We start from the raw sequence: 18,732 nt of genomic DNA on the forward strand, positions 1-18,732 counted from the left end.
ATTGCACGATGGGGCCGCCGCCCTGTTTGTGTCTGTATCAATTTTAAGCGAGGGCGTTCCCGCCTAGCGCGAGCGGCTGCGGCCGTTCGGCGGGCAGGTTGGAGAGGGCGCGGAAGCTCCCATCGTCCAGCAGGCGCACCCGCAGCGCCCGGCAGCTATCGGGGAGGGGCGCGCCGGTGAGGTAGTCGCGCTCCTCATAGAGGACCGCCAGCACGTCGCCCTCCTGCTGGGAGGCGAGCACCTGATAGGTGGGGGAGAGGCCGCCGCGGCCGCCCTCGTAGAAGATGGTGTCGGCCGCCGGGTCGTAGTCGCCGCGGTGGTCGGCGATGATGTTGGCTGCGGTGACGCCGTCGAAGTAGCGCGAAAGGGTCTCCACCATATCATCCACCAGCCAGTTTTCCCCGAACTCCTGCCAGGGGTCGCGGCCGTTTTCGTTGTGGTAGATGTCCTCGAAAATCCAGATCCAACTGCCCAGCTCGCTGGGGGAGGACCAGGCGCCGTTCAGCGCCGTGAAGTAGAGGGGAGCGAGGTACTCGTCGTAGAGCGCCTGGGTGACGGCGTAGTCGAGTGAGAGCTCGGCCGGGTGGATCACCCGGAGGCCGGAGGCTTCGCTTTCAAACGGCTGGGCGTAGTTGAGAAAGCCGTACTCGTTGAGGGTCAAGGCGGCGAGCTCGGCCTCCTCGCCGTAGGTCGGTTCGGCTTGCCAGCCATCCAGCTCGTTGTCGTTGTAGGCGATGGCGTCCCCGCCGCCCGTGCGGCAAAAGCGCAGGGAGTAGGCGCGCATAAATTCCTCGCCGCCGCTGGTGAAGCGGGTGAAGTTCACCACCTCAAGCTGGTCGGTCTCCCCGTCGAAGAAGGCGCGGGGAAGGCTTCCCGAGGTGGTCGCCATCCCGTTGCAGAGGATGACCGCGCCCTGTTCCACCGCGTAATCGTACAGGGCGGCGCCCTCCATCCCGTCCAGTAGGACGTCGGGGTGCGCGATCGGGTCGGCCGGCGGGGGCGAGGGTTGGGAAGAACTTTCCGGGACGCTCTCCAGGGGGGCCTTGCGGCAGGCCGTCAGGTCGCCAACCACAAACACCGCGAACGCCAGCACTAAACAGAACGCCGCTGCGCCGCATCTTTTGCGTATGTGGGACAGATTGGAAAGATGTTTGATCAAATTTTTTTCCTCCGTGAAAATGAGAGATGAGGATTGAATTAGGGGGCGGTGGTCAGGTTGTTTCGTCCACGGCCGGCCGGGCGGATCTTTCTGAAAATAGATTATATATTACATACATCCCGGGTTTCTGTCAAGCCCGTCCGATGGTTTGCTCTGCACCGCGTCCAGAGGCGCAGGGGGCCGGCGGCGCGGGCGGCTCCGCCTCCTTGCTGGACATATAGTCCAAATAGGCCTGGCGGATGGCCTTGAGGTCGCGTTGGCGGATGAGGACATGGTCGCCTGTGGTCAGCAGGAATTGCTTGTCCACCTGCTGGATATAGTCCATATTCACCAGATAGCTCTGGTGGCAGCGGAGAAAACGGCCGTGGCCGTCCGCAAGCTCCTCCTCGATCTTCGCCAGGCGCTTATAAATGACGTAAGTACAGCCGCCCTTTCGATGCAGAACGCATTTGGAGTTGCTGCTCTCCACATAGAGGATTTCGTTGTAGGGCACCCGGATGACCTTGGACCGCTGCTGGATCTGATAGGTGTTTACGTCGAGATGCTGCGTGATCCGGTCCATCGCCTGGTAGAGCTTTTCCGGGCTGTGGGGCTTGAGCAGATAACCTGCGGCCGCCACGTCGTAGCTGTCCACCGCAAAGTCTGAAGAGGCGGTGAGAAAGATGATCTCGCCGGTAAAATGGTTGGCGCGCAGCTTTCGGGCTACATCGATGCCCAACAGGTTGTGCATGTAGATATCGAGAAAGATGACGTCGAACCAATCGCCTTCTTCGATATCGCAAACCAGGTTGATGCCGTTATCGTACTCAACGAGCTCATAGCGGATCGATTTTTCTGAAAAATAGTGTTGAAGCAGGTTGATAATCAGTTCTCGATCCATAAAACTGTCGTCGCAGACAGCGATGCGCATCCGAAGGACTCCTTTCGGGGAAATGGTAATTTATTGTTTGCACCGAAGTGCGGTCATACAAAATAATATCATCGTGACAAATTCATCAGGAATCGCGGCTTTTTCAGTAACTCCACAGAAAATTTACAAAATATGTTAAAATTCTTAGAGGAAGAACACAATCACTTTTGAATATTGTAAGTTTTTTAGAGGAGGACGGGGAAAACGTTATGGTTACATATCAAATCACGGAGGAACCAATGTGGGATCAGGAGATGGGGCGATATATCGCCTTCGGTGTTTGTGCGTACCTTGAAGACGAAACGGGAAGAAGAGAGGTTGCCCATATCTCCGATGTGTTTTTCTGCGCTGAAACAGCGGCGCGGTTTGTAGACAAGTGCAACAGGTTAGAGCTGGACGTCGACCAATTGTATGACGCCGTCGAAGATATCCTCTTGGACGACGACGAAAGGGAAGTATAGTTCCCCTAAAATTAAGGAATTTTGTAAATAATTTCATTTTATTTATTATAACACAAAAATCATGCAACGTGGACAAATTTGTTGAAAAAAGATGCCGTCGGCCATTATGTAATATAAAATCGAGCGCCCCGCGGCGGTTTTGCAGCAGCAAAGCCGCCGCTTCATTCTGTCTGGATATCGACAGAACGCATCCGTGTTCATAACAAAGCGAGAAAGGGACATTTTAAAGATATGCGCCGAACAACAGACAAAACAAAACGCACCCCATAGGTTGAGGTGCGCAGTTTGTATGCGGCGGCTCGCCGCTGAAAGGGACGGTTAAAACCGATATTGATTCGATAACAGAAAATTGTCGCCCACAGGTCTCTCTTATAAAAGTTAGTAGAAGAGAACCATCTGGGAGGCTCCATTCAGCGGCAGGCCGAATGGCATGTGCCGCTTTCCTCTAAGGGGGTGACAGGAAGATTTTTGAGCGGTCAGCGAGGAAATCTGACGTCAAGAGGGGGATAATCCCCCTATGAAAAAAAGCGAAAGCATATACTTTCGCTTTTTTGGCGTCCCCGGCGCGATTCGAACGCGCGGCCTTTCGCTTAGGAGATGGACCCAGTGCATATATTCCCTATCAACAGGGATAAAGAAAATGCAGTTATATCAAGGCTTTTCTCCATGTTCTCTATAAACCTTGTACAAGCAAAATCAAGCAAAAACAAAGGATTTTAGCCCCCTATTGTTTGCACTCTGTTTGCAAAGGCGCGAAATTTGGCGTTAGCCAAAAGTTCAATTCCCGTCGAGACTTAATTATATTCATGGTATCGTGGACATAGTTTACCATACATAGAGGTTCATTACAAGAGGTATTGAGCCAGTGAAAGTGCCTGTTTTATCTTTCTCAGGAAAGGTAAAGCAGGCACTTTTTTTCATATCTAAACTTAGAAAGAAATGAGGTGAAATCATGAATACACAGATTATTGCCATAGCCAACCAAAAAGGTGGTGTCGGCAAAACAACCACTTGTGCCAATCTTGGAATTGGTCTGGCGCAGTCCGGGAAGAAAGTCCTTCTGATTGACGGAGACCCACAGGGAAGCCTGACCATCAGCTTGGGCAATCCTCAGCCTGATAAGCTGCCCTTTACACTGTCAGACGCTATGGGCCGTATTTTGATGGATGAACCAATTCGTCCCGGCGAGGGTATCCTGCACCACCCTGAGGGCGTAGACCTGATGCCTGCGGACATCCAGCTATCTGGTATGGAGGTATCTCTGGTAAACGCTATGAGCCGAGAAACCATTCTGCGACAATATCTGGACACGCTGAAGGGGCAATACTCCCATATCCTTATTGATTGCCAGCCCTCCCTGGGTATGCTTACGGTCAATGCACTGGCTGCCGCTAATAGGGTTATAATCCCCGTCCAGGCAGAGTATCTTCCAGCTAAAGGTTTGGAGCAGCTTTTGCAAACTATCAATAAGGTTCGCAGACAAATCAATCCCAAGCTGCAAATTGATGGGATTCTGCTGACGATGGTAGACAGCCGAACCAATTTTGCCAAAGAAATCTCCGCTCTTCTGCGCGAAACCTATGGCAGTAAGATCAAGGTGTTTACATCAGAAATTCCTCATTCTGTCAGGGCTAAAGAAATCAGTGCTGAAGGAAAAAGCATTTATGCCCATGATCCTAATGGCAAAGTGGCTGAGGGCTACAAAAATCTGACGAAGGAGGTATTGAAACTTGAAAAGCAGCGCGAAAAAAATAGAGCTGGCCTCAGTAGATGACCTGTTTTCTACAGAAGAAAGTCGGCAAGACGAGCAACTGGAAAAAATTCAGGAAATTCCCCTATCTGAACTGCATCCGTTCAAGGATCACCCCTTCAAGGTCAAGGATGATGATGCAATGATAGAAACCGCAGACAGCATCAAAAAGTATGGTGTGTTGGTTCCTGCGATTGCCAGACCACTGCCTGATGGCGGTTATGAGCTGGTAGCCGGTCACAGACGCCGCAGAGCCAGCGAATTGGCCGGAAAAGAAACCATGCCTGTCATTGTGCGCGACTTGGATGACGATGCTGCCACAATTATTATGGTTGACAGCAATTTGCAGCGAGAAAATCTGCTCCCCAGTGAAAGGGCTTTTGCCTACAAAATGAAGCTGGAAGCCATTAAACATCAAGGAGCAAGAACAGACCTGACTTCTGTTCAAGTTGAACAGAAGTTGAGCGCCAGAGACCAGGTGGCAAAAGAAGCCGGTGAACGAAGCGGTATCCAGGTAATGCGATATGTTCGTTTGACTGAACTGATTCCAGAGCTTTTGGATATGGTGGATGAAAAGAAAATCGCATTTAACCCAGCCTATGAACTCTCTTTTTTGAAACCGGACGAACAGCAAATGCTGGTGGAAACAATGGACTATGAGCAGGCTACCCCTTCTCTCTCTCAGGCTCAGCGAATGAAAAAGTTCAGCCAGGAAGGGAAATTGTCAGAAGATGTGATGCTTGCCATCATGTCAGAGGAAAAAAAGGGTGATCTGGATAAAGTGACCTTGAGCAGCGATACCTTACGAAAGTATTTCCCCAAAAGCTATACACCGGCCAAAATGCAGGAAACCATTATTAAACTGCTGGAACAATGGCAGAAAAAACGCCAACGAGATCAGGAACGATGAAGGGAGAGCCTATGAAAGATATTGCAGCAAGGGAACTGAAAGGCCACAACATTCTTGCAGTGGAGCGATTTTGGGACAGCACTTTCTGGATGATTGAGTTTACTGTCTTGCGCCCTACTGCTTATGGAGAACCTGGTGACGAAATGAGGCTTTTTCTCACAGAGGACGGGTATCAGTCAGCTCTGCAAAGCCAGCAGCGTCGAGAAATCAAAATTAAGAGATATGCCCATGTTATTGAGGGGCATATCCTCGACTTCAAGCCTAAAAAACACCGTCGTTCATAACCGATACAACGAAAGGAAAGGAATGAATATGTGTACTGTAAGAGAAATCCGAGAAGCTATTCAAGAAGATTGCCGCTCACAGCGTGATATGGAATCCACCGAGATTGACCGTGTTTTTCAAACCTTACCATTTTCTCAGGAAAGGGATCTGTTTGATAAACCACCAATGCCAAAACGCCCCTACCGACGCAAGAAAAAAGATACAGACAGACCCTAACCGCTGCCACAATTCTTTTATGAATTGCGGCTTTTTTCATACCTGAGAAATGAAAGGAGTGAAGTAAATGGCTGTTTTTCGTGTAGAACGCACTGGCGATTACACGGTTATGAGCAATTTTCATCTAAAAGACAAACGACTTTCTTTGAAGGCAAAGGGTCTCTTGTCGCAAATGTTATCTCTGCCTGATGACTGGGATTATACGCTGTCAGGACTCAGCTATATCAATCGAGAAAGCAAAGATGCAATCCGCTCTGCTGTCAATGAGCTTGAAACAGCCGGATACATTCGGCGCAGACAGACAACTGATGCTTCTGGTAAATTCGCAGCCAATGAGTATACCATTTTTGAGCGTCCCATCGAGGGAGAACCGATGTTGGATAAGCCGTTGTCGGAAAACCCGATAACGGTAAACCCGTCAGCGGTAAATCCGTTACCGGAAAATCCAACACAATTAAATACTAAGAAATCAAATACCCAAAAACAAAATACTCATGGATCAAATACCGATTCCATTCCCTTCCGGGAAACAGCGGCGGTAATACCGCCGGAACGGAAAGGAAGGGATGCGATGTCTGTCACAGAGATAGAAAATTATCGGGAATTGATTTTGGAGAATATCGAGTATGATTGTCTGAAGCAGCGTTATCCTCTCTACCTGGATGACCTGAATGAGATCGTAGAGCTGTTGGTAGAAACGGTCTGTGCCAAACGAAAGACCACCCGGATCTCTGGTGCGGACTTTCCTCATGAAATTGTACGCTCCCGCTTTTTGAAGCTGGACAGCTCTCACATCGAGTTTGTCATGGACTGTCTGCAAAAGAACACCACCCAGGTACACAACATCAAGCAGTACCTGCTTGCAGTGCTGTTCAACGCTCCTACCACCATGAATAACCACTACACTTCACTGGTAAATCACGATATGCACGCAGGCGGCTGGTAATCAGCCGCTTTTGTATTACACCAAAGGAGGCACAGCATGAATCAGATTGAAATTTTCAATAGTCCAGAGTTCGGAAGCATTCGCACTTTGGAACAGAATGGCAAAGTATTATTTTGCGGTACAGATGTGGCAACAGCGCTGGGATATACCAATCCACGCAAAGCCGTCCGCGACCATACCAGGGGTGGAACGAAATGTTCCATAGGGGTCCAGACTGGGAAAAAGGCAGATGGAAGCCCCGCGGTACAAATGGTCGAAATGCTCTTTATCCCCGAAGGTGATCTATATCGTCTGATCGCCCATAGTAAACTGCCGTCAGCGGAACGGTTTGAACAATGGGTGTTTGATGAAGTTCTACCTGCCATTCGCAAGCACGGAGCCTATCTCACAAAAGAGAAGCAACGGTGTACAAGGGGCTACAAGCAGTATAAAGAAACAAGTGGTTTGATAGAGTGGAAAGAGTGTCAGATTTTCCACTCTATCTTTACATAGTCGCTGGTTGCGCTGATTGAAGAAATCAGGCCGTCAGCGGCTTTTCGTTTGTCCTCAAAGCTGATATTCTCCCAATCGTCCAGATACCCGGACAGCAATTCAATCTGCTGGGAGGACAGCGTTTCAACGGACAAGTCAGCTATCGCCTTGGACAGCGTTTTGCGGCGGTTGTCCAAATCCTCGATTTTCTTGTTGGCGTAGGCCAGCAAGGTGGCGTTGGCCCCGGTCAGCGTATCAAGCAGTTTTTCAATCTCGGCCTCTACCTGTGCAAGCTCCACCTGATAGGCGGTAATCTTCGGGTTTGCCTTTTCCTCGCCGCCCCGCAACAGCTTGAACTCCCGGAACTTTTCTCCCATAGCGGTAAAAATGAACTGCTCAAACTCCGTCTTGCGGAGAGTACCGCACCCCGGACAGCCCTTGTGGTCGGCCCGCTTGGAACAACGGAGGTATTCATAGCCAGAGGGATTGTGGGTCGTTTTAAGTGCGTACCCGCATTTCCCGCACTTGATTTTCCCGGCCAGCCAAGTGTTGCGGGCCTTGCGGCCATTCTGGAAGGTGATGTTTGCCATCAACTTCTTACGACACCTCAGCCAAACATCAGCAGATACAAAGCCTTCATGGGGCGCAATCACAAGGATCTGGTCTTTCAGGCTCTTGTCCTTGTCTTCCTTCACATCCCGGCCTTGATAGAGGTAGCAGCCATTTGTCCCGGCGAAGTCGGCGGCGTCATTGACTACCACCGTACCCTGACTTTTGAAAAACTCGTACATTTCCAAGTCAGCCTGTGCATAGACGGGGTTGCGTAAAAGCTGGGATAAGTAGGAACGGGTCAATGACTTCCCATATACTTTGATACCCCGTTCCTCAAAATACCGGGTAATATCTCCAAAGGAAGTCTCGGGCTCGGCGTACATTTCAAACATCAGGCGTACATGGCTTGCGGCTATGGGGTCGGCTACCATCATCTTTGTGCGGATATTCTCTACCACCGTCGGCTCCAAGTCGAAGCCATAGGGAGCTTGACCGCTCATGTGAAAGCCTTTCAGGCACCGGGAGTAATAAGCGTCTGTGACACGCTTCTGAATTGTTTCCCGTTCAAGCTGGGCGAATACGATACAGATATTCAGCATGGCCCGGCCCATGGGGGTCGAGGTATCGAACTTCTCTGTGGAAGAAACAAACTCCACATCGTATTCCTGAAATAGCTCCATCATATTCGCAAAGTCCAAAATGGAGCGGCTTATTCTGTCCAGTTTGTAGACAACTACCCGGCGAACCTTGCCCTTGCGTATCTCACCAAGGAGCTTTTGAAACTCGGGCCTGTCGGTATTCTTGCCGGAATAACCCTTGTCTTTGAAAACCCGGCAACTGCCGCCTTTCAACTCATACTTGCAGAAATCAATCTGGCTCTCAATGCTGATACTGTCCTTGCGGTCTACGGATTGTCTTGCATAAATTACATCTTCTCTGATATTCATGTTGGGCTCCTTTCCTGTGGAATGGAGCTACCAACCTACAAGTATATTATACCATTGATAGCCCCGAAGGACAATGTTGTCGATGGTCAGGCCGGGGTATCGCTGGCCTTTCTGTACTTGCTGAACACCTCATAAAGACAGCGTTCAATCTCCTTTTTCCGCTTTTCCTTTTCCTTCGGAGAGAGTACCGGCGTAAGACTTTCCAGCACAATGCTTTTCCCCTGAAAATGGACGGTTTTGGTTTCACTCTGATAAGTAACGGATTGTACCATTGAAGCCTCCTTTGCGTAGTTGGTTGACTGCCAGCATTTCCCGCATTGTCCCAGTGGGGAAAAGCGAAAGGACAGCACCCGGCAAAGAGTGCTGTCCTTTCGTTCTTCTCCACGCCTCGGGCCAACTTGGCCCGAGGTCAGTATTGCCAATTTTCGTAGTAGTGCGCCGCCTCCTCAACAGCGCAGAAGTCAAAGACTTCATAAAGCTCAACGAGCACCTGATGAATGTCCTTTGCATGGAACCCACAGTTTTCCATGGCTTTGATAACATAGCCACGGCAGGCGTCGTTGCTCCATTCCTCATTCATAGTCAAGACCTTCTTTCTTATAAAGCTGGGGACGCTGACGCTATATGTTTGGCCTGTCACAAGACAACTGTTTTTTCCGTCAGCGTCCCCGCTGGATTGTGCGGCAAATCGGAGCGAATAAGTTGCCAACTTATTTCTTGCGGCCCGTTGCAGATCGTGGCCGTGGAGATGGCTTGTCCCCACCTGCGGCATGAGTAGTTGTCGCTCGTTTTCCTTATGGAAAAGTCTTGGCGTACCTGTTGCTTGGCTCCCTGCCAGACACTCCGAGTTACCCGCTATTCAATTGTGTGAGGAAGGTTCATCCTCTCATTAACCGTGTCAGTTAGAACGGGAAAAAGAATAGGCTCACAGAACTTTTTCCAAATATTTTTTCATATTCTCCAAGCCACGCTGAATGGCGGCGTTGATGGCCCTTTCCGTCACACCTTCAGCGGCAGCAATCGCTTTGACCGAGTGGTTCAGCAGATAGTGCTCAAACACCCGCTGGCCCTGTGTGTCAGGCAGACTATTCAGCGCATGGCAAATATGCTCGAAGCGTTCCATGCGCTCGATCAGTTCTTGCGGAGAAGGGTTAGAGAAGCAAGCAGAATATTCAATGCCGTCCTCGGCATCCAGCGAGTAGTGCGCCTTATTGCGATAGATACGACGGCGGCTGGCCTTAATGTACCTCTGACCCGCCAGCAGTTCTTCCGCAACTTCTTCCGTGACTTCGACCATAACATCTTCCATATACCACGGGTAAAATTCCCGCAAATTGATTTCCTTCATTGTGTACCTCCGTTTCGGTGTTGGGGATTGACGAGTGACCGAAGCGAAGGGCGGCGGAGAGCGGCACCGGGGCTGGACTTCGGGCCAAGTTGGCCCGAGGCAAAGCAAAAGAAATGCGCCCGCACAGCAAGACGCTATGCAGACGCATGAAATTACATTATCATAATTGTACTGATATATTGTACCTTCATAGCCAGACTGTCCCGGAGGGGGAGCTACGCTTTTTTTAGCTGGTGAAGGTCATGGGAATTGCGAGAAAATAAGATGGACACGGCGACACCCTCCTATGGGCCGCCGTGGGGTTACTGAATATCCAAAGAGAAACGGCGGCTCTGAAAATTGAGCCGCCGTTTCATGGGCGCATAGAAATGTGTCTGCTGTACGACGGCTTTTTTTCTTTTGCCGTCGTGCGGCAGATTTTTACTGATACTTTTCCAAAAGCGCCGTTGCTTCTGCTTGTGTCATTGTTCCTGCTTCAACTTCTGTATCGGTATATTCTTTAAGGGCATTGAACAGTTCTTCCTCCGTATCAAATGGGCCTATACTCTTGTAGGTATTCCCATCAAAGACGAATGTTTGGTACTGCTCAGGTCGTGTGTTACTGGGCATAGAAAAGAACAGTTGATCGTCACTTGAAGAAGCTCTTTTTCCTACCATTTTGCCCTCTAAAATAGATTTAAGGATTTCATCGTAATACTCAAGTGCTTCTGTCGCTTCTGCTTCTGTCCATTCTCCAGCATCGACCAACTTTTGAATATTTTCCGTTTCATTTTCAATCCATGCGGAAAATTCATCATAAGTGAAGTAGCCTGTTTCCTCGATGGGAGAATAGCTTTGCCATGTTTTGCCCTCGTCTGTACTCTGCTGAATATCTGCTCCGTCTTGCCTGAAAAGGACGGAGGATACCGGGGGCTGCGTTTCGATAAGTGTTTGGGTATCTGTTTCGTCATGGCCTTCATTAGCGAAAGCAGAGACACCACCGACGCATAAAGAGAAGCATAGCAGAACAATAATTCCAATTTTTTTCGCCATAGATTTTACCTCCTTCATTTTAGTAGTTGGCGTTTTACCTCCTTTCGCAGACATAGTACATCTTCTATGTTGGATGATTATAAAATCAATGTTGTGCCAATGTTGAACGAAAGAAGTCTCTGCTTTTCCTGCGGAACTCGAAAAGCAGAGACTTCTTTCAAAACTGTATTGTAAAACTCATGCCTCTATCGTTTGGCATGGGAACAAACTGATATTTCAAGCGCAATTTATCCAAGATCGTCTGGACGATGTATAGACCGAGCCCATTTCCCCCGGTTGCTTGGCTATGGGCTAAATCTGGACGATAAAATGGCTCAAATATGTGTTGTAGCTGTTCGGGTGGTAATACGCTACATTCGTTAGAAACTGATAGTTTATTTTTATCAAATACAACCAATATTGATTGTCCAGCCTCCGTATAGTTGACCGCATTTGAAAGGATATTCGATATTGCTTTTTTCAACTGGCCCTCTGGAAGATATACGAAAGCGTCACTTGAAAGCTCTATTTTGAACTTAACTCCCTTGGCTTCTGCAATTAAGCGATACGGTTCACACAGCTCTGTAAGGAGGGCTCTCAATGAATAGTTGCTGCATGGCTCATTATTACCTTGTGTTTGCAAGCGTGAAGCATTAAGTATATCTCTAATCATATCCCCAAGCTGTTCAGTAATTTCTTTGCACTTGGGCAAATAGGTTTCATAATCACGGTATTCCCCAATGCCTAAAATCATATTTTCCAATGTCGCATTTAGCTCTGTGACAGGCGTTTTTAACTCATGGGACGCTGTTCGGAGAAAATCAATTTTCTCTTTTTCCGCAAGACTAACTTTTTCCTTTTCCAACTCCAGATTACGGATAGTCAAAAGCAAGGATTGATATAAATTGTTAATATCAGTAGCTAAAGCGCCAATTTCATCCTTTGACGATACAATCGCTTTTGCGTCTGGCTCCAATTTCAACATTTGATTAGCAGATTTTGAGAGCGATAAAATCGGAGTGGTTATGCCTCTGGAAAAGAAGTATGAAAACAATGCCGATATAGCGGCGCAACAAAGTATAGAAATCGGAAATGTTTTCAACATGGTTTGAGTAATGAGCCGGGGCATATCTACTTCTGACAGAGCACTTACCCCTGTATTTGTTACTACCATATTCGTAACAAGTACATTTTGGGATGGCGCAATTAGGAAAATCAGCAAGTGCGCTATAATTGAAATCAAAAGCATCATTGTAAATGTAAATAAGAATATCTTCGGAAATAACTTCATTTTCTTCATATTTCTTGCCCCATTTCAAATTTGTAACCTATTCCTTTGACCGTAGTAATGCAATCCAAACGGAGCTTTTTGCGGATATTACGGATATAGGCATCTATTGTGCGGTCGATCACATCACAATCGTATCCCCACACATCGTCCAAGATTTGATTGCGAGACAGAACTAAACCTTTATTGTCAATCAGCACTTTCAGGATTTCCAGTTCCTTTGGGGTAATGTCTATTTTACCGTTTTCATCACAGGCTGTATATCCAGAAAAGTCAACGGTAACATCTCCGAGCTTAATCATATTAACAGCAGGTTTACTCTGACTTCTGCGGAGAAGCGCAGTAATCCGTTTACCTAAAATGAGCATGGAAAAGGGCTTTGTTATATAGTCATCTGCCATTTCGTCAAAACTGTTGGATTGTGTATATTCATCATCAAGTGCTGTGAGCATTATAACAGGAATGTTGCTGACTTTCCTAATTTCATGCAAAACAACGATACCCGACATTTCAGGAAGCATAATATCCAGTACAATTATATCGAGTTCTTCTCCACGGAATATTTTTAACGCTTCGCTCCCTGTAAAAGCAGAAAAAAGCGTATGTCCAGCTTCTTTCATATATTCGCATATCGCCTTGTTTGTCCCTTGATTATCTTCAACAATCAAAATTTTCGCCATTAAGAACACCTCCCATATTTGAATAGAATACCAGCACTATGTTGTGCCAATATGAAGTTCCCAAGAAAAATTATATATTCTCCTTCGCACCCCCGCAAGTATGTAAATGGACAATAAAATACTACCAAAACATAAAATTGTGTTTCGTTCTCATAACCAAACCCGAAATGTAGAATAATATATGGGTGATATGAGAATGTACCAAGATGAAAGACGGCTCGACTTCCACGCATTAGGCCGGGAGATCAAGCGCAAGAGAGAGGCAAAAGGTTGGACGCAGGAATATCTTGCACAGCTTGTAGACCGTACCCCACGCTCTATCATGTATTTTGAAAACCGGGGTCAGCATCCAAGTCTGAATACCTTTTACCAAATCGTCACCTTGCTGGACATTTCCGTAGACCAATTCTTTTATCCTGACAGGCAGAATAGCGAAAGCGACTGCCGCCAGCACATTGATAGATTGCTCAACTCAATGGATGAAAAAGAATTGACGGTCATGGAGGCCACAGCAGAGGGACTACAAAAAGCCAGAGAAACGGAGGTCAAGTAAAAAGGGCCTTCGTTTTTCTTGTTTTTGGGGACTTTCCGGGGGTGCCGCTAAATGGCAAGCAATGCCTCTGTGGCCACAAGTGGCACAAAGGCGGCTTGTTGGGGCTCGCCCCAAACCCGTATCTTCGGGCCAACATGGCCCGAAGTGTCAGCGTCGCTTTGCTCCTTGTTTTCATAACCTTAACGCTCCTTTTCCTGCTTTCTTCCCGGTTCGGTGTAGCCCATCAGAGTGTCAATGTTCGCCTTGATTGTGACGATCTCCTGCATATCCCGTCGTGCCTTTTGATATTCTCCATAGAGCTGTTTTTTCTTTGCTGTGAGCTTACGGCCTTCTTCCTTCAGCACATCCATTTTGGGGAGCTTCGCCCCGCCCAGCAGAGAGCGCATTTCCGCTTGTGCAGCCCGGTACAGTTCAAGGTCGGCCTCATGCTCCGCAAGGAATTTCCGGCTGTACTTCGTCGCCTTATACTGCTCAAAGACTGGACGGGTTTTGGCATACTGAACCGTTGCGGCCTTTAGCCCGGCATTGGTTTTCATGGCCTGTTCCGTCTGCTTGATCTGCTCGGAAATGGTATGAAAACGGTCTGCTGCCTCGGTGGCTTTCTGTGCCAACTGCTCATAATCGGTCAGACCATTGTCCTGTATATAAGCAAGAGCGGCGGCCATCTGCTTAATGTTAAATACCTTCGCCCAGCGTTCATATCCCGGCCCCTTACCGGCAGCCAGCTTTGCTTGAATATCCACCGCCAGACTGATTTTCCGCTCCGAGCGCCCGGGGCGTTTTTCTTTGCCCTCAATGGCGGACAGAACATCTTGCAAGTCGTAGCCGTCCCCCAGCGTGGAGGCACGCAGACGGGTGAAGCGTTCCTGTCCCTGCCCGGTCAGCCGGAAGCTGATACCGCCGCCCCGAACCGTCTTGACCTCATACCCGGCCCGCTTCATCAAATTGAGAAATTCGTCCAAATCAGCGGGGCGTTCCGCCAACGCAGTATCAATGGCAAGGCGCAGCCTGTCCTGATAGGAAAGCGGCCCTTTCCGGTCTTTCTGCCACTCTCCATAGTTCCGATACTTGCCCTTGCTCCGGGGCTTCGGGTTCTCCACGATGGATAGCCCGTTTTCAAGGCACAGCCTGTCAGAGAGCCGCCGAAGGGCGAAGCTGGAGCCCCAAAAATTTCGGAATTTCCGGGTGCAGTCAAGGGTGGTGGAGTTGTAATAAATGTGACAATGGATGTGCTGCTTATCGGTGTGCGTGGTAACGATAAAAGCGTGCCGCCCCTTTGTCCAGCGCATAGCCAGCTCATAGCCGATACGGTTCGCCTCCTTCGGGGTGATCTCGCCCGGATAGAAGGATTGTCGTATCTGATAGCACAGCACATTATTTTCTTTCTTCTGTTCCCGGCCCGTCATAGCGGCATAGCTGGCCTTTGCCAAAAGGAACTCGTCCGCCACGGTGGCCGGATCACATTCATAAGCGGAGATATACTTTCCGCTTTCTGTTTTCTCCGGGTCCTTGCCATAGTCCAGACAATCCCGGATAGCCTCAGCAATCGTTTCGCCTTCGCTCGCATGGCGCTGTAACAAAGTTGTGGTAGCCAAAAATCATTCCTCCTTTCCATGAGAAAGGGGCGGCCCATTCAGACCGCCCCGACTTCGGGCCAGTATGGCCCGAGGCTGCTTAACTTGCCAGAAACCGGTACAGAGCGGATTTGCCTCCGTCCAGCGCCCAAAGAAGGGAGCCCGCCGCCGCTTGCAGTCCATACGGCGAAAGAAGGAAGGCAAGAAACAGAAATACAATCCCGCCTATGGGCGTCGGCGTGAAAAAAAGAGCGACACCCAGCACCGCCAGGATCACAGAGGCAATCGTCAGCAGGACGGCACAAATCTCAAACAGAAACACCAGCAGAGCCGCCAGAAGGGACAGCGCCAAAGCAAAGGGAGCAACCAATATTTTCAGCAGTATCTTCATCTTCAAAACCTCCTTTATCTATCCTTTCTACCTCTATTTTATCATGCTTGCCCGGGGACATAAATGTTGCGAAAGATTAGTAAATCCTGTCCCAAACTTTTGGGTCATACTGGCCCGAAGTGGTAAAAAAAGAGCAGGGCGGCAAGCCCCGCAACGGAAGCCTGCCGCCCTCGTCTTACTTTGCCACCAGCTCGGAGAGCTCCCGCAGCACCTTTGACACCTCGCCCCACAGCTTTTCATAGTCCCGCTTCAATCCGTCGATTTCCTCCGGGTACACGCCATAGGTATGTGCGTGTATGGCAACCTGATTGAGATTGTTGGAACAGCGCCGTTGCAGAGAGATCAGCTCTTTTACGGGCGTAAGGTCGATGTGCAGGATATACCCGTTCAGAGCCATTTTCCGTACATAAGCCCCGGCGTTGGAAATGCCCGCCTCGGCCATCCGCTCATGGATGGCTGCCAGCTCGTCCGGCGTTACCATGACGTGCAGATGGACATTCCGCTTGCGGTTCTCCATCAGCGTTCCAGCTCCCGGCCTTTCCGGCGCTCTTTGGGTTCCTTTACCTTATCAAGCGGTTTTGCGTCCAGCTCCGGGGGCGTGGGTGGGATGGGCGTGTTGTTGGGTACGCCGTCGATCATGTTGCAGTTCTGCTCCGTGGAGAGCTCGGCGGTTTTCAGATAGTTGTCTTTTTCGTGCATGGCGTTCCTCCTTTATCGTTCCTCATGGTTTTTATGGCTCCGCTTCTGGCCGGGCTCCTTCGGGGGTTCCTGCCCTCTGGTTCCTTCTTTGAGCCGGGCGGTAATGGATGGGCGCACCCGGTCAGGATTGCCCGGTGCTGGTTTCAGTTCATAATCCTCCATCTGCTTTTCGGTCAGCGGCTTTGCGTAGGTCAGTTCGCCCCATGCCATCAGACTGCCGTCTGCCACAGGACGCCGCCTGTCATCGTCGTAGTTGACGATGGAAAGAGGCTGGTTATCCGGCAGCTTCGGGTAAGTTCCTATGTCCACGGGCCGCTGGGTGGAATAATAGCGGTAAACGCCCTCCGGTCCGAGCTCGGTATGCTTGACCGCCGCATGGTAAAGATGCTGATAGTCGTCCACCCGGCGGTCAAAGTCCCTCTGCGCCCACGCCTGACTGGCTCCATAGCGACCCCAGTAGTAATCCCGATGGCCGTTTTCCCCCTCGGTAAACTGCCAGGTCACAAAGGGGCTCGGCGCTCCCGGATTATGCCCCAGCGCAAAGCCGTGTCCGGTTTCAAAGGTGGCAGCTTTCAAAATCACATATCCTTGTACTGTCTCCAAGAGATCCCTCCTTTCTGTGCCTCGGGCCAACATGACCCGAAGTGCTGGATGTTACGAAATAAGAGGGCAGACCGGGGAGGAATGTAATAAGATATTCCCACCCCGGAAACGCCCTCAAAAAAGCCCGGAATGTCAAGCCTTTGGAGGCGGCAAATCGTAACAGCCGCCCGGCCTTTTCTCCCGCATTTTCCTCATGCGTTCCCGGCTTTTCCGTCGGTTCCCTTCGGCCTTGCAGGCGTCGGAGCAGTAGGCTTGACGCCCCTCGGGCAAAAATGCCTTTCCGCAGACCGCACAGGCCCGCAGCTCCGGGAAAATGCCTTCCGTTGTCAGCAACGCTTGAAGCTCCGGGTTAAGGGGCAGGACAGCCTCACGGAAATAACGGCAGTACGCCCCTGTCCAGCACTTGTGCAGCATATAGCAGGCACAGTCAAGAGGAAGGCACAGGCCGCTTTCCCGGTCATAGTTGGCGCACATCCCCGTGACCAGAGTGCGGATTTTCTTCTTCTCGTCACGGGTCAGCTCCCGGGCGTCCATTTATGACTTCGGGCCACGATGGCCCGAAGGGCGGGGCTCCACGATCAGCGCCCGGAACTTCTTCCGGCACTGTTTTTTCTTTCCTTTGCACTCCTTGTAATAACGGCATCCCTTACAAGGGTCGTCATTGTCCCAGCCGGGGTGCGGTACTTCCTTCATCATCCGTTCAAAAGGGCTGCTTGTAAAATTCATTCTCATTCCTCCGTATCTTCCTCCCACGGCGGGGTATCTTCGTCCTCGGGTTCCTCTGCGATCTCCTCCAGCTCCCCGTCCTCATATTCGCAGTAATCATCTTCCAAATCCGGGGCCTCATGCTTCGGCTTGTAAATCTTGAAATAGTAACCAATCCCACCGCCGGCCAGCACCACCGCGCCGATCAGGAGCAGAGAGAGAAGGGGGCTGTCCTTTTTCTCCGGCTCGGGTTCCGGTACTTCCTCCACAGGTTCGGTGGGCTTTGGCTCTGGCTCAGGGGTCACCTCTTTGGGCGGTTCCTTACCCTGTTCGGCAAGAGGCAGAAGATCGTCTGTGGTAACGGTATTGAGGAAATAGACGTTCTCGCTGGTTTTCTGTTTGTCGATCACCAGATAAAACACGCTCTCGTCTGCTGTGGTGATGGTGTAGAACTCCTTTCCATCCTCGTCGGTGGCGTTGTCCACCACGGTTCCCGTCCCGTCCGGGGTAAAGGGGTTCTGGGTTTCCGGCTCTGCTTCGGTTTCCACCGGGGCGGGCGTTGTCTCCGGCTGCGGCTCGCTGCTCTGGGCGTAGGCCGGGACCGTAAAGATCAGGCAACACAAAAGGCTGGCAGCCATCGCCGCCAGCCTGCGGTATTTAATTTTCTTCATGGGCTGTGTCCTCCTTTTCGGGTGCCTCCGGCTTCGGGTCAGCATGGCCCGAAGCGGTAAGGCTGTTTTTGGGGTCATTCAGAAAAGCCATAAGCTGGGCGGGGGTCAGTTTGAGCGAGCGCACCGCCTGCACGATCTGGCTGTTTTCTTCCTCCTGTTTCTGCTTTTCCAGCTCCCGGATTTTTGCCTGCCATTCGGCAGCCTTCTCCCGGGCTTTTTCCAGTTCCTTATCGAGCTTGTCGATCTTGTTCATGCAAGGACTCCTTTCCTCTGGCTCACAAACGCCCGAAGGCATAGAAATGTGTCTGCCAGTAGCTTGAATTGATGTTTGCGTATTGGATGGGCGAACCACAATGGAGCATCATCCCGTCGCCCACATAAATCCCCACATGGGACACAGGGCCGGGGCTGTCATAGGTTCCCGTGAAAAAGATAATGTCGCCGGGCTTTGCCTCGGAGGGGGAAATAATAGCGCACTGGTTATAAATGCCCTGCGCCGTGGTACGGGGCAGGTTGTGGACGCCGCTGGCCGTGTACACCCAGCAGACAAAGCCCGAACAGTCAAAGGAGGTGGACGGGCTGGAGCCGCCCCACACATAGGG

Annotated in this window: 25 protein-coding genes and 1 pseudogene; 7 read left to right on the forward strand and 19 right to left on the reverse strand. The window is 50.2% G+C overall.

Annotated elements, in window-relative coordinates; all coding sequences use genetic code 11:
- Window positions 1–43 precede the first annotated feature (43 nt).
- The gene (locus tag H8711_RS12245) at window positions 44–1,159 is read right to left on the reverse strand and encodes a hypothetical protein (RefSeq protein ID WP_249283727.1); all 1,116 of its coding nucleotides are present in this window, start codon (window positions 1,157–1,159) and stop codon (window positions 44–46) included.
- A 130-nt stretch (window positions 1,160–1,289) separates the two neighbouring features.
- On the reverse strand, window positions 1,290–2,069 hold the full coding sequence (locus H8711_RS12250; RefSeq protein WP_249283728.1) for a LytR/AlgR family response regulator transcription factor: 780 nt from the start codon (window positions 2,067–2,069) through the stop codon (window positions 1,290–1,292).
- A gap of 209 nt (window positions 2,070–2,278) precedes the next feature.
- Between H8711_RS12250 and H8711_RS12255 the strand changes: the two genes are divergently transcribed.
- From H8711_RS12255 to H8711_RS12285, 6 genes and pseudogenes are all read left to right on the forward strand, one after another.
- Complete coding sequence (locus H8711_RS12255) at window positions 2,279–2,530, forward strand: hypothetical protein (protein ID WP_249283729.1); 252 nt, start codon at window positions 2,279–2,281, stop codon at window positions 2,528–2,530.
- Window positions 2,531–3,482: 952 nt separating this feature from the next.
- Complete coding sequence (locus tag H8711_RS12260; RefSeq protein WP_002569249.1) at window positions 3,483–4,304, forward strand: ParA family protein; 822 nt, start codon at window positions 3,483–3,485, stop codon at window positions 4,302–4,304.
- Window positions 4,261–5,190 (forward strand): ParB/RepB/Spo0J family partition protein, encoded by a 930-nt coding sequence (locus H8711_RS12265; protein ID WP_006059569.1) that lies wholly within the window; start codon window positions 4,261–4,263, stop codon window positions 5,188–5,190. Before H8711_RS12260 ends, H8711_RS12265 begins: the two co-directional genes overlap by 44 nt.
- A gap of 11 nt (window positions 5,191–5,201) precedes the next feature.
- Window positions 5,202–5,474, forward strand: coding sequence for a DUF5720 family protein (locus tag H8711_RS12270; RefSeq protein WP_007862445.1), 273 nt, complete (start codon window positions 5,202–5,204; stop codon window positions 5,472–5,474).
- A gap of 284 nt (window positions 5,475–5,758) precedes the next feature.
- Complete coding sequence (locus tag H8711_RS12280; protein WP_006059572.1) at window positions 5,759–6,637, forward strand: DUF6017 domain-containing protein; 879 nt, start codon at window positions 5,759–5,761, stop codon at window positions 6,635–6,637.
- Window positions 6,638–6,673: 36 nt separating this feature from the next.
- Window positions 6,674–7,036: pseudogene (locus H8711_RS12285) on the forward strand (BRO-N domain-containing protein); the annotation flags it as partial.
- A gap of 65 nt (window positions 7,037–7,101) precedes the next feature.
- On the opposite strand, the gene H8711_RS12290 reads toward H8711_RS12285, so the two are convergent.
- The 7 genes from H8711_RS12290 to H8711_RS12320 all read right to left on the reverse strand — a co-directional run bounded on the left by H8711_RS12290 (window position 7,102) and on the right by H8711_RS12320 (window position 12,934).
- Entirely contained in the window at window positions 7,102–8,607 is a 1,506-nt protein-coding gene (locus H8711_RS12290; RefSeq protein ID WP_249283730.1) for a recombinase family protein, read from the reverse strand.
- 86 nt (window positions 8,608–8,693) lie between these two features.
- Window positions 8,694–8,879: a hypothetical protein gene (locus H8711_RS12295; RefSeq protein WP_249283731.1), complete on the reverse strand. Its 186-nt coding sequence runs from the start codon at window positions 8,877–8,879 to the stop codon at window positions 8,694–8,696.
- 137 nt (window positions 8,880–9,016) lie between these two features.
- The gene (locus H8711_RS12300) at window positions 9,017–9,187 is read right to left on the reverse strand and encodes a hypothetical protein (RefSeq protein WP_216428492.1); all 171 of its coding nucleotides are present in this window, start codon (window positions 9,185–9,187) and stop codon (window positions 9,017–9,019) included.
- A gap of 345 nt (window positions 9,188–9,532) precedes the next feature.
- The gene (locus tag H8711_RS12305; RefSeq protein ID WP_249283732.1) at window positions 9,533–9,955 is read right to left on the reverse strand and encodes an RNA polymerase sigma factor; all 423 of its coding nucleotides are present in this window, start codon (window positions 9,953–9,955) and stop codon (window positions 9,533–9,535) included.
- A 420-nt stretch (window positions 9,956–10,375) separates the two neighbouring features.
- A complete protein-coding gene (locus tag H8711_RS12310; RefSeq protein ID WP_249283733.1) occupies window positions 10,376–10,987 on the reverse strand; it encodes a hypothetical protein in 612 nt (203 codons plus the stop codon).
- A gap of 157 nt (window positions 10,988–11,144) precedes the next feature.
- On the reverse strand, window positions 11,145–12,266 hold the full coding sequence (locus tag H8711_RS12315) for a sensor histidine kinase (RefSeq protein WP_249283734.1): 1,122 nt from the start codon (window positions 12,264–12,266) through the stop codon (window positions 11,145–11,147).
- A complete protein-coding gene (locus H8711_RS12320; protein ID WP_144363512.1) occupies window positions 12,263–12,934 on the reverse strand; it encodes a response regulator transcription factor in 672 nt (223 codons plus the stop codon). Before H8711_RS12320 ends, H8711_RS12315 begins: the two co-directional genes overlap by 4 nt.
- Before the next feature lie 190 nt (window positions 12,935–13,124).
- On the opposite strand from H8711_RS12320, the gene H8711_RS12325 reads away from it, so the two are divergent.
- The gene (locus tag H8711_RS12325; RefSeq protein ID WP_330382751.1) at window positions 13,125–13,487 is read left to right on the forward strand and encodes a helix-turn-helix transcriptional regulator; all 363 of its coding nucleotides are present in this window, start codon (window positions 13,125–13,127) and stop codon (window positions 13,485–13,487) included.
- A gap of 179 nt (window positions 13,488–13,666) precedes the next feature.
- On the opposite strand, the gene H8711_RS12330 is transcribed toward H8711_RS12325, so the two are convergent.
- The 10 genes from H8711_RS12330 to H8711_RS12375 all read right to left on the reverse strand — a co-directional run.
- Window positions 13,667–15,082, reverse strand: coding sequence for a relaxase/mobilization nuclease domain-containing protein (locus H8711_RS12330; RefSeq protein ID WP_249283735.1), 1,416 nt, complete (start codon window positions 15,080–15,082; stop codon window positions 13,667–13,669).
- Window positions 15,083–15,161: 79 nt separating this feature from the next.
- On the reverse strand, window positions 15,162–15,452 hold the full coding sequence (locus H8711_RS12335) for a CD1845 family protein (RefSeq protein ID WP_118564839.1): 291 nt from the start codon (window positions 15,450–15,452) through the stop codon (window positions 15,162–15,164).
- A gap of 175 nt (window positions 15,453–15,627) precedes the next feature.
- On the reverse strand, window positions 15,628–15,969 hold the full coding sequence (locus H8711_RS12340) for a plasmid mobilization protein (protein WP_249283736.1): 342 nt from the start codon (window positions 15,967–15,969) through the stop codon (window positions 15,628–15,630).
- Window positions 15,969–16,151, reverse strand: a complete 183-nt coding sequence (locus tag H8711_RS12345) for a DUF4316 domain-containing protein (protein ID WP_003500078.1) — start codon at window positions 16,149–16,151, stop codon at window positions 15,969–15,971. Before H8711_RS12345 ends, H8711_RS12340 begins: the two co-directional genes overlap by 1 nt.
- 12 nt (window positions 16,152–16,163) lie before the next feature.
- Window positions 16,164–16,754: a defense against restriction DarA-related protein gene (locus H8711_RS12350; RefSeq protein ID WP_249283737.1), complete on the reverse strand. Its 591-nt coding sequence runs from the start codon at window positions 16,752–16,754 to the stop codon at window positions 16,164–16,166.
- Window positions 16,755–16,886: 132 nt separating this feature from the next.
- The gene (locus H8711_RS12355; protein ID WP_249283738.1) at window positions 16,887–17,288 is read right to left on the reverse strand and encodes a cysteine-rich VLP protein; all 402 of its coding nucleotides are present in this window, start codon (window positions 17,286–17,288) and stop codon (window positions 16,887–16,889) included.
- On the reverse strand, window positions 17,289–17,480 hold the full coding sequence (locus H8711_RS12360; protein ID WP_003500082.1) for a hypothetical protein: 192 nt from the start codon (window positions 17,478–17,480) through the stop codon (window positions 17,289–17,291).
- Between the two features lie 2 nt (window positions 17,481–17,482).
- The gene (locus tag H8711_RS12365) at window positions 17,483–18,130 is read right to left on the reverse strand and encodes a DUF4366 domain-containing protein (RefSeq protein WP_117515936.1); all 648 of its coding nucleotides are present in this window, start codon (window positions 18,128–18,130) and stop codon (window positions 17,483–17,485) included.
- Window positions 18,117–18,383: a DUF4315 family protein gene (locus tag H8711_RS12370; RefSeq protein WP_249283739.1), complete on the reverse strand. Its 267-nt coding sequence runs from the start codon at window positions 18,381–18,383 to the stop codon at window positions 18,117–18,119. The genes H8711_RS12365 and H8711_RS12370 overlap by 14 nt, the downstream gene beginning before the upstream one ends.
- Window positions 18,384–18,405: 22 nt before the next feature.
- On the reverse strand, window positions 18,406–18,732 hold a 327-nt coding region (locus H8711_RS12375), incomplete at its 5' end, for a C40 family peptidase (RefSeq protein ID WP_249283740.1).

The sequence above is a fragment of the Ligaoa zhengdingensis genome, from assembly GCF_014384885.1.
Taxonomy (GTDB): domain Bacteria; phylum Bacillota; class Clostridia; order Oscillospirales; family Ruminococcaceae; genus Ligaoa; species Ligaoa zhengdingensis.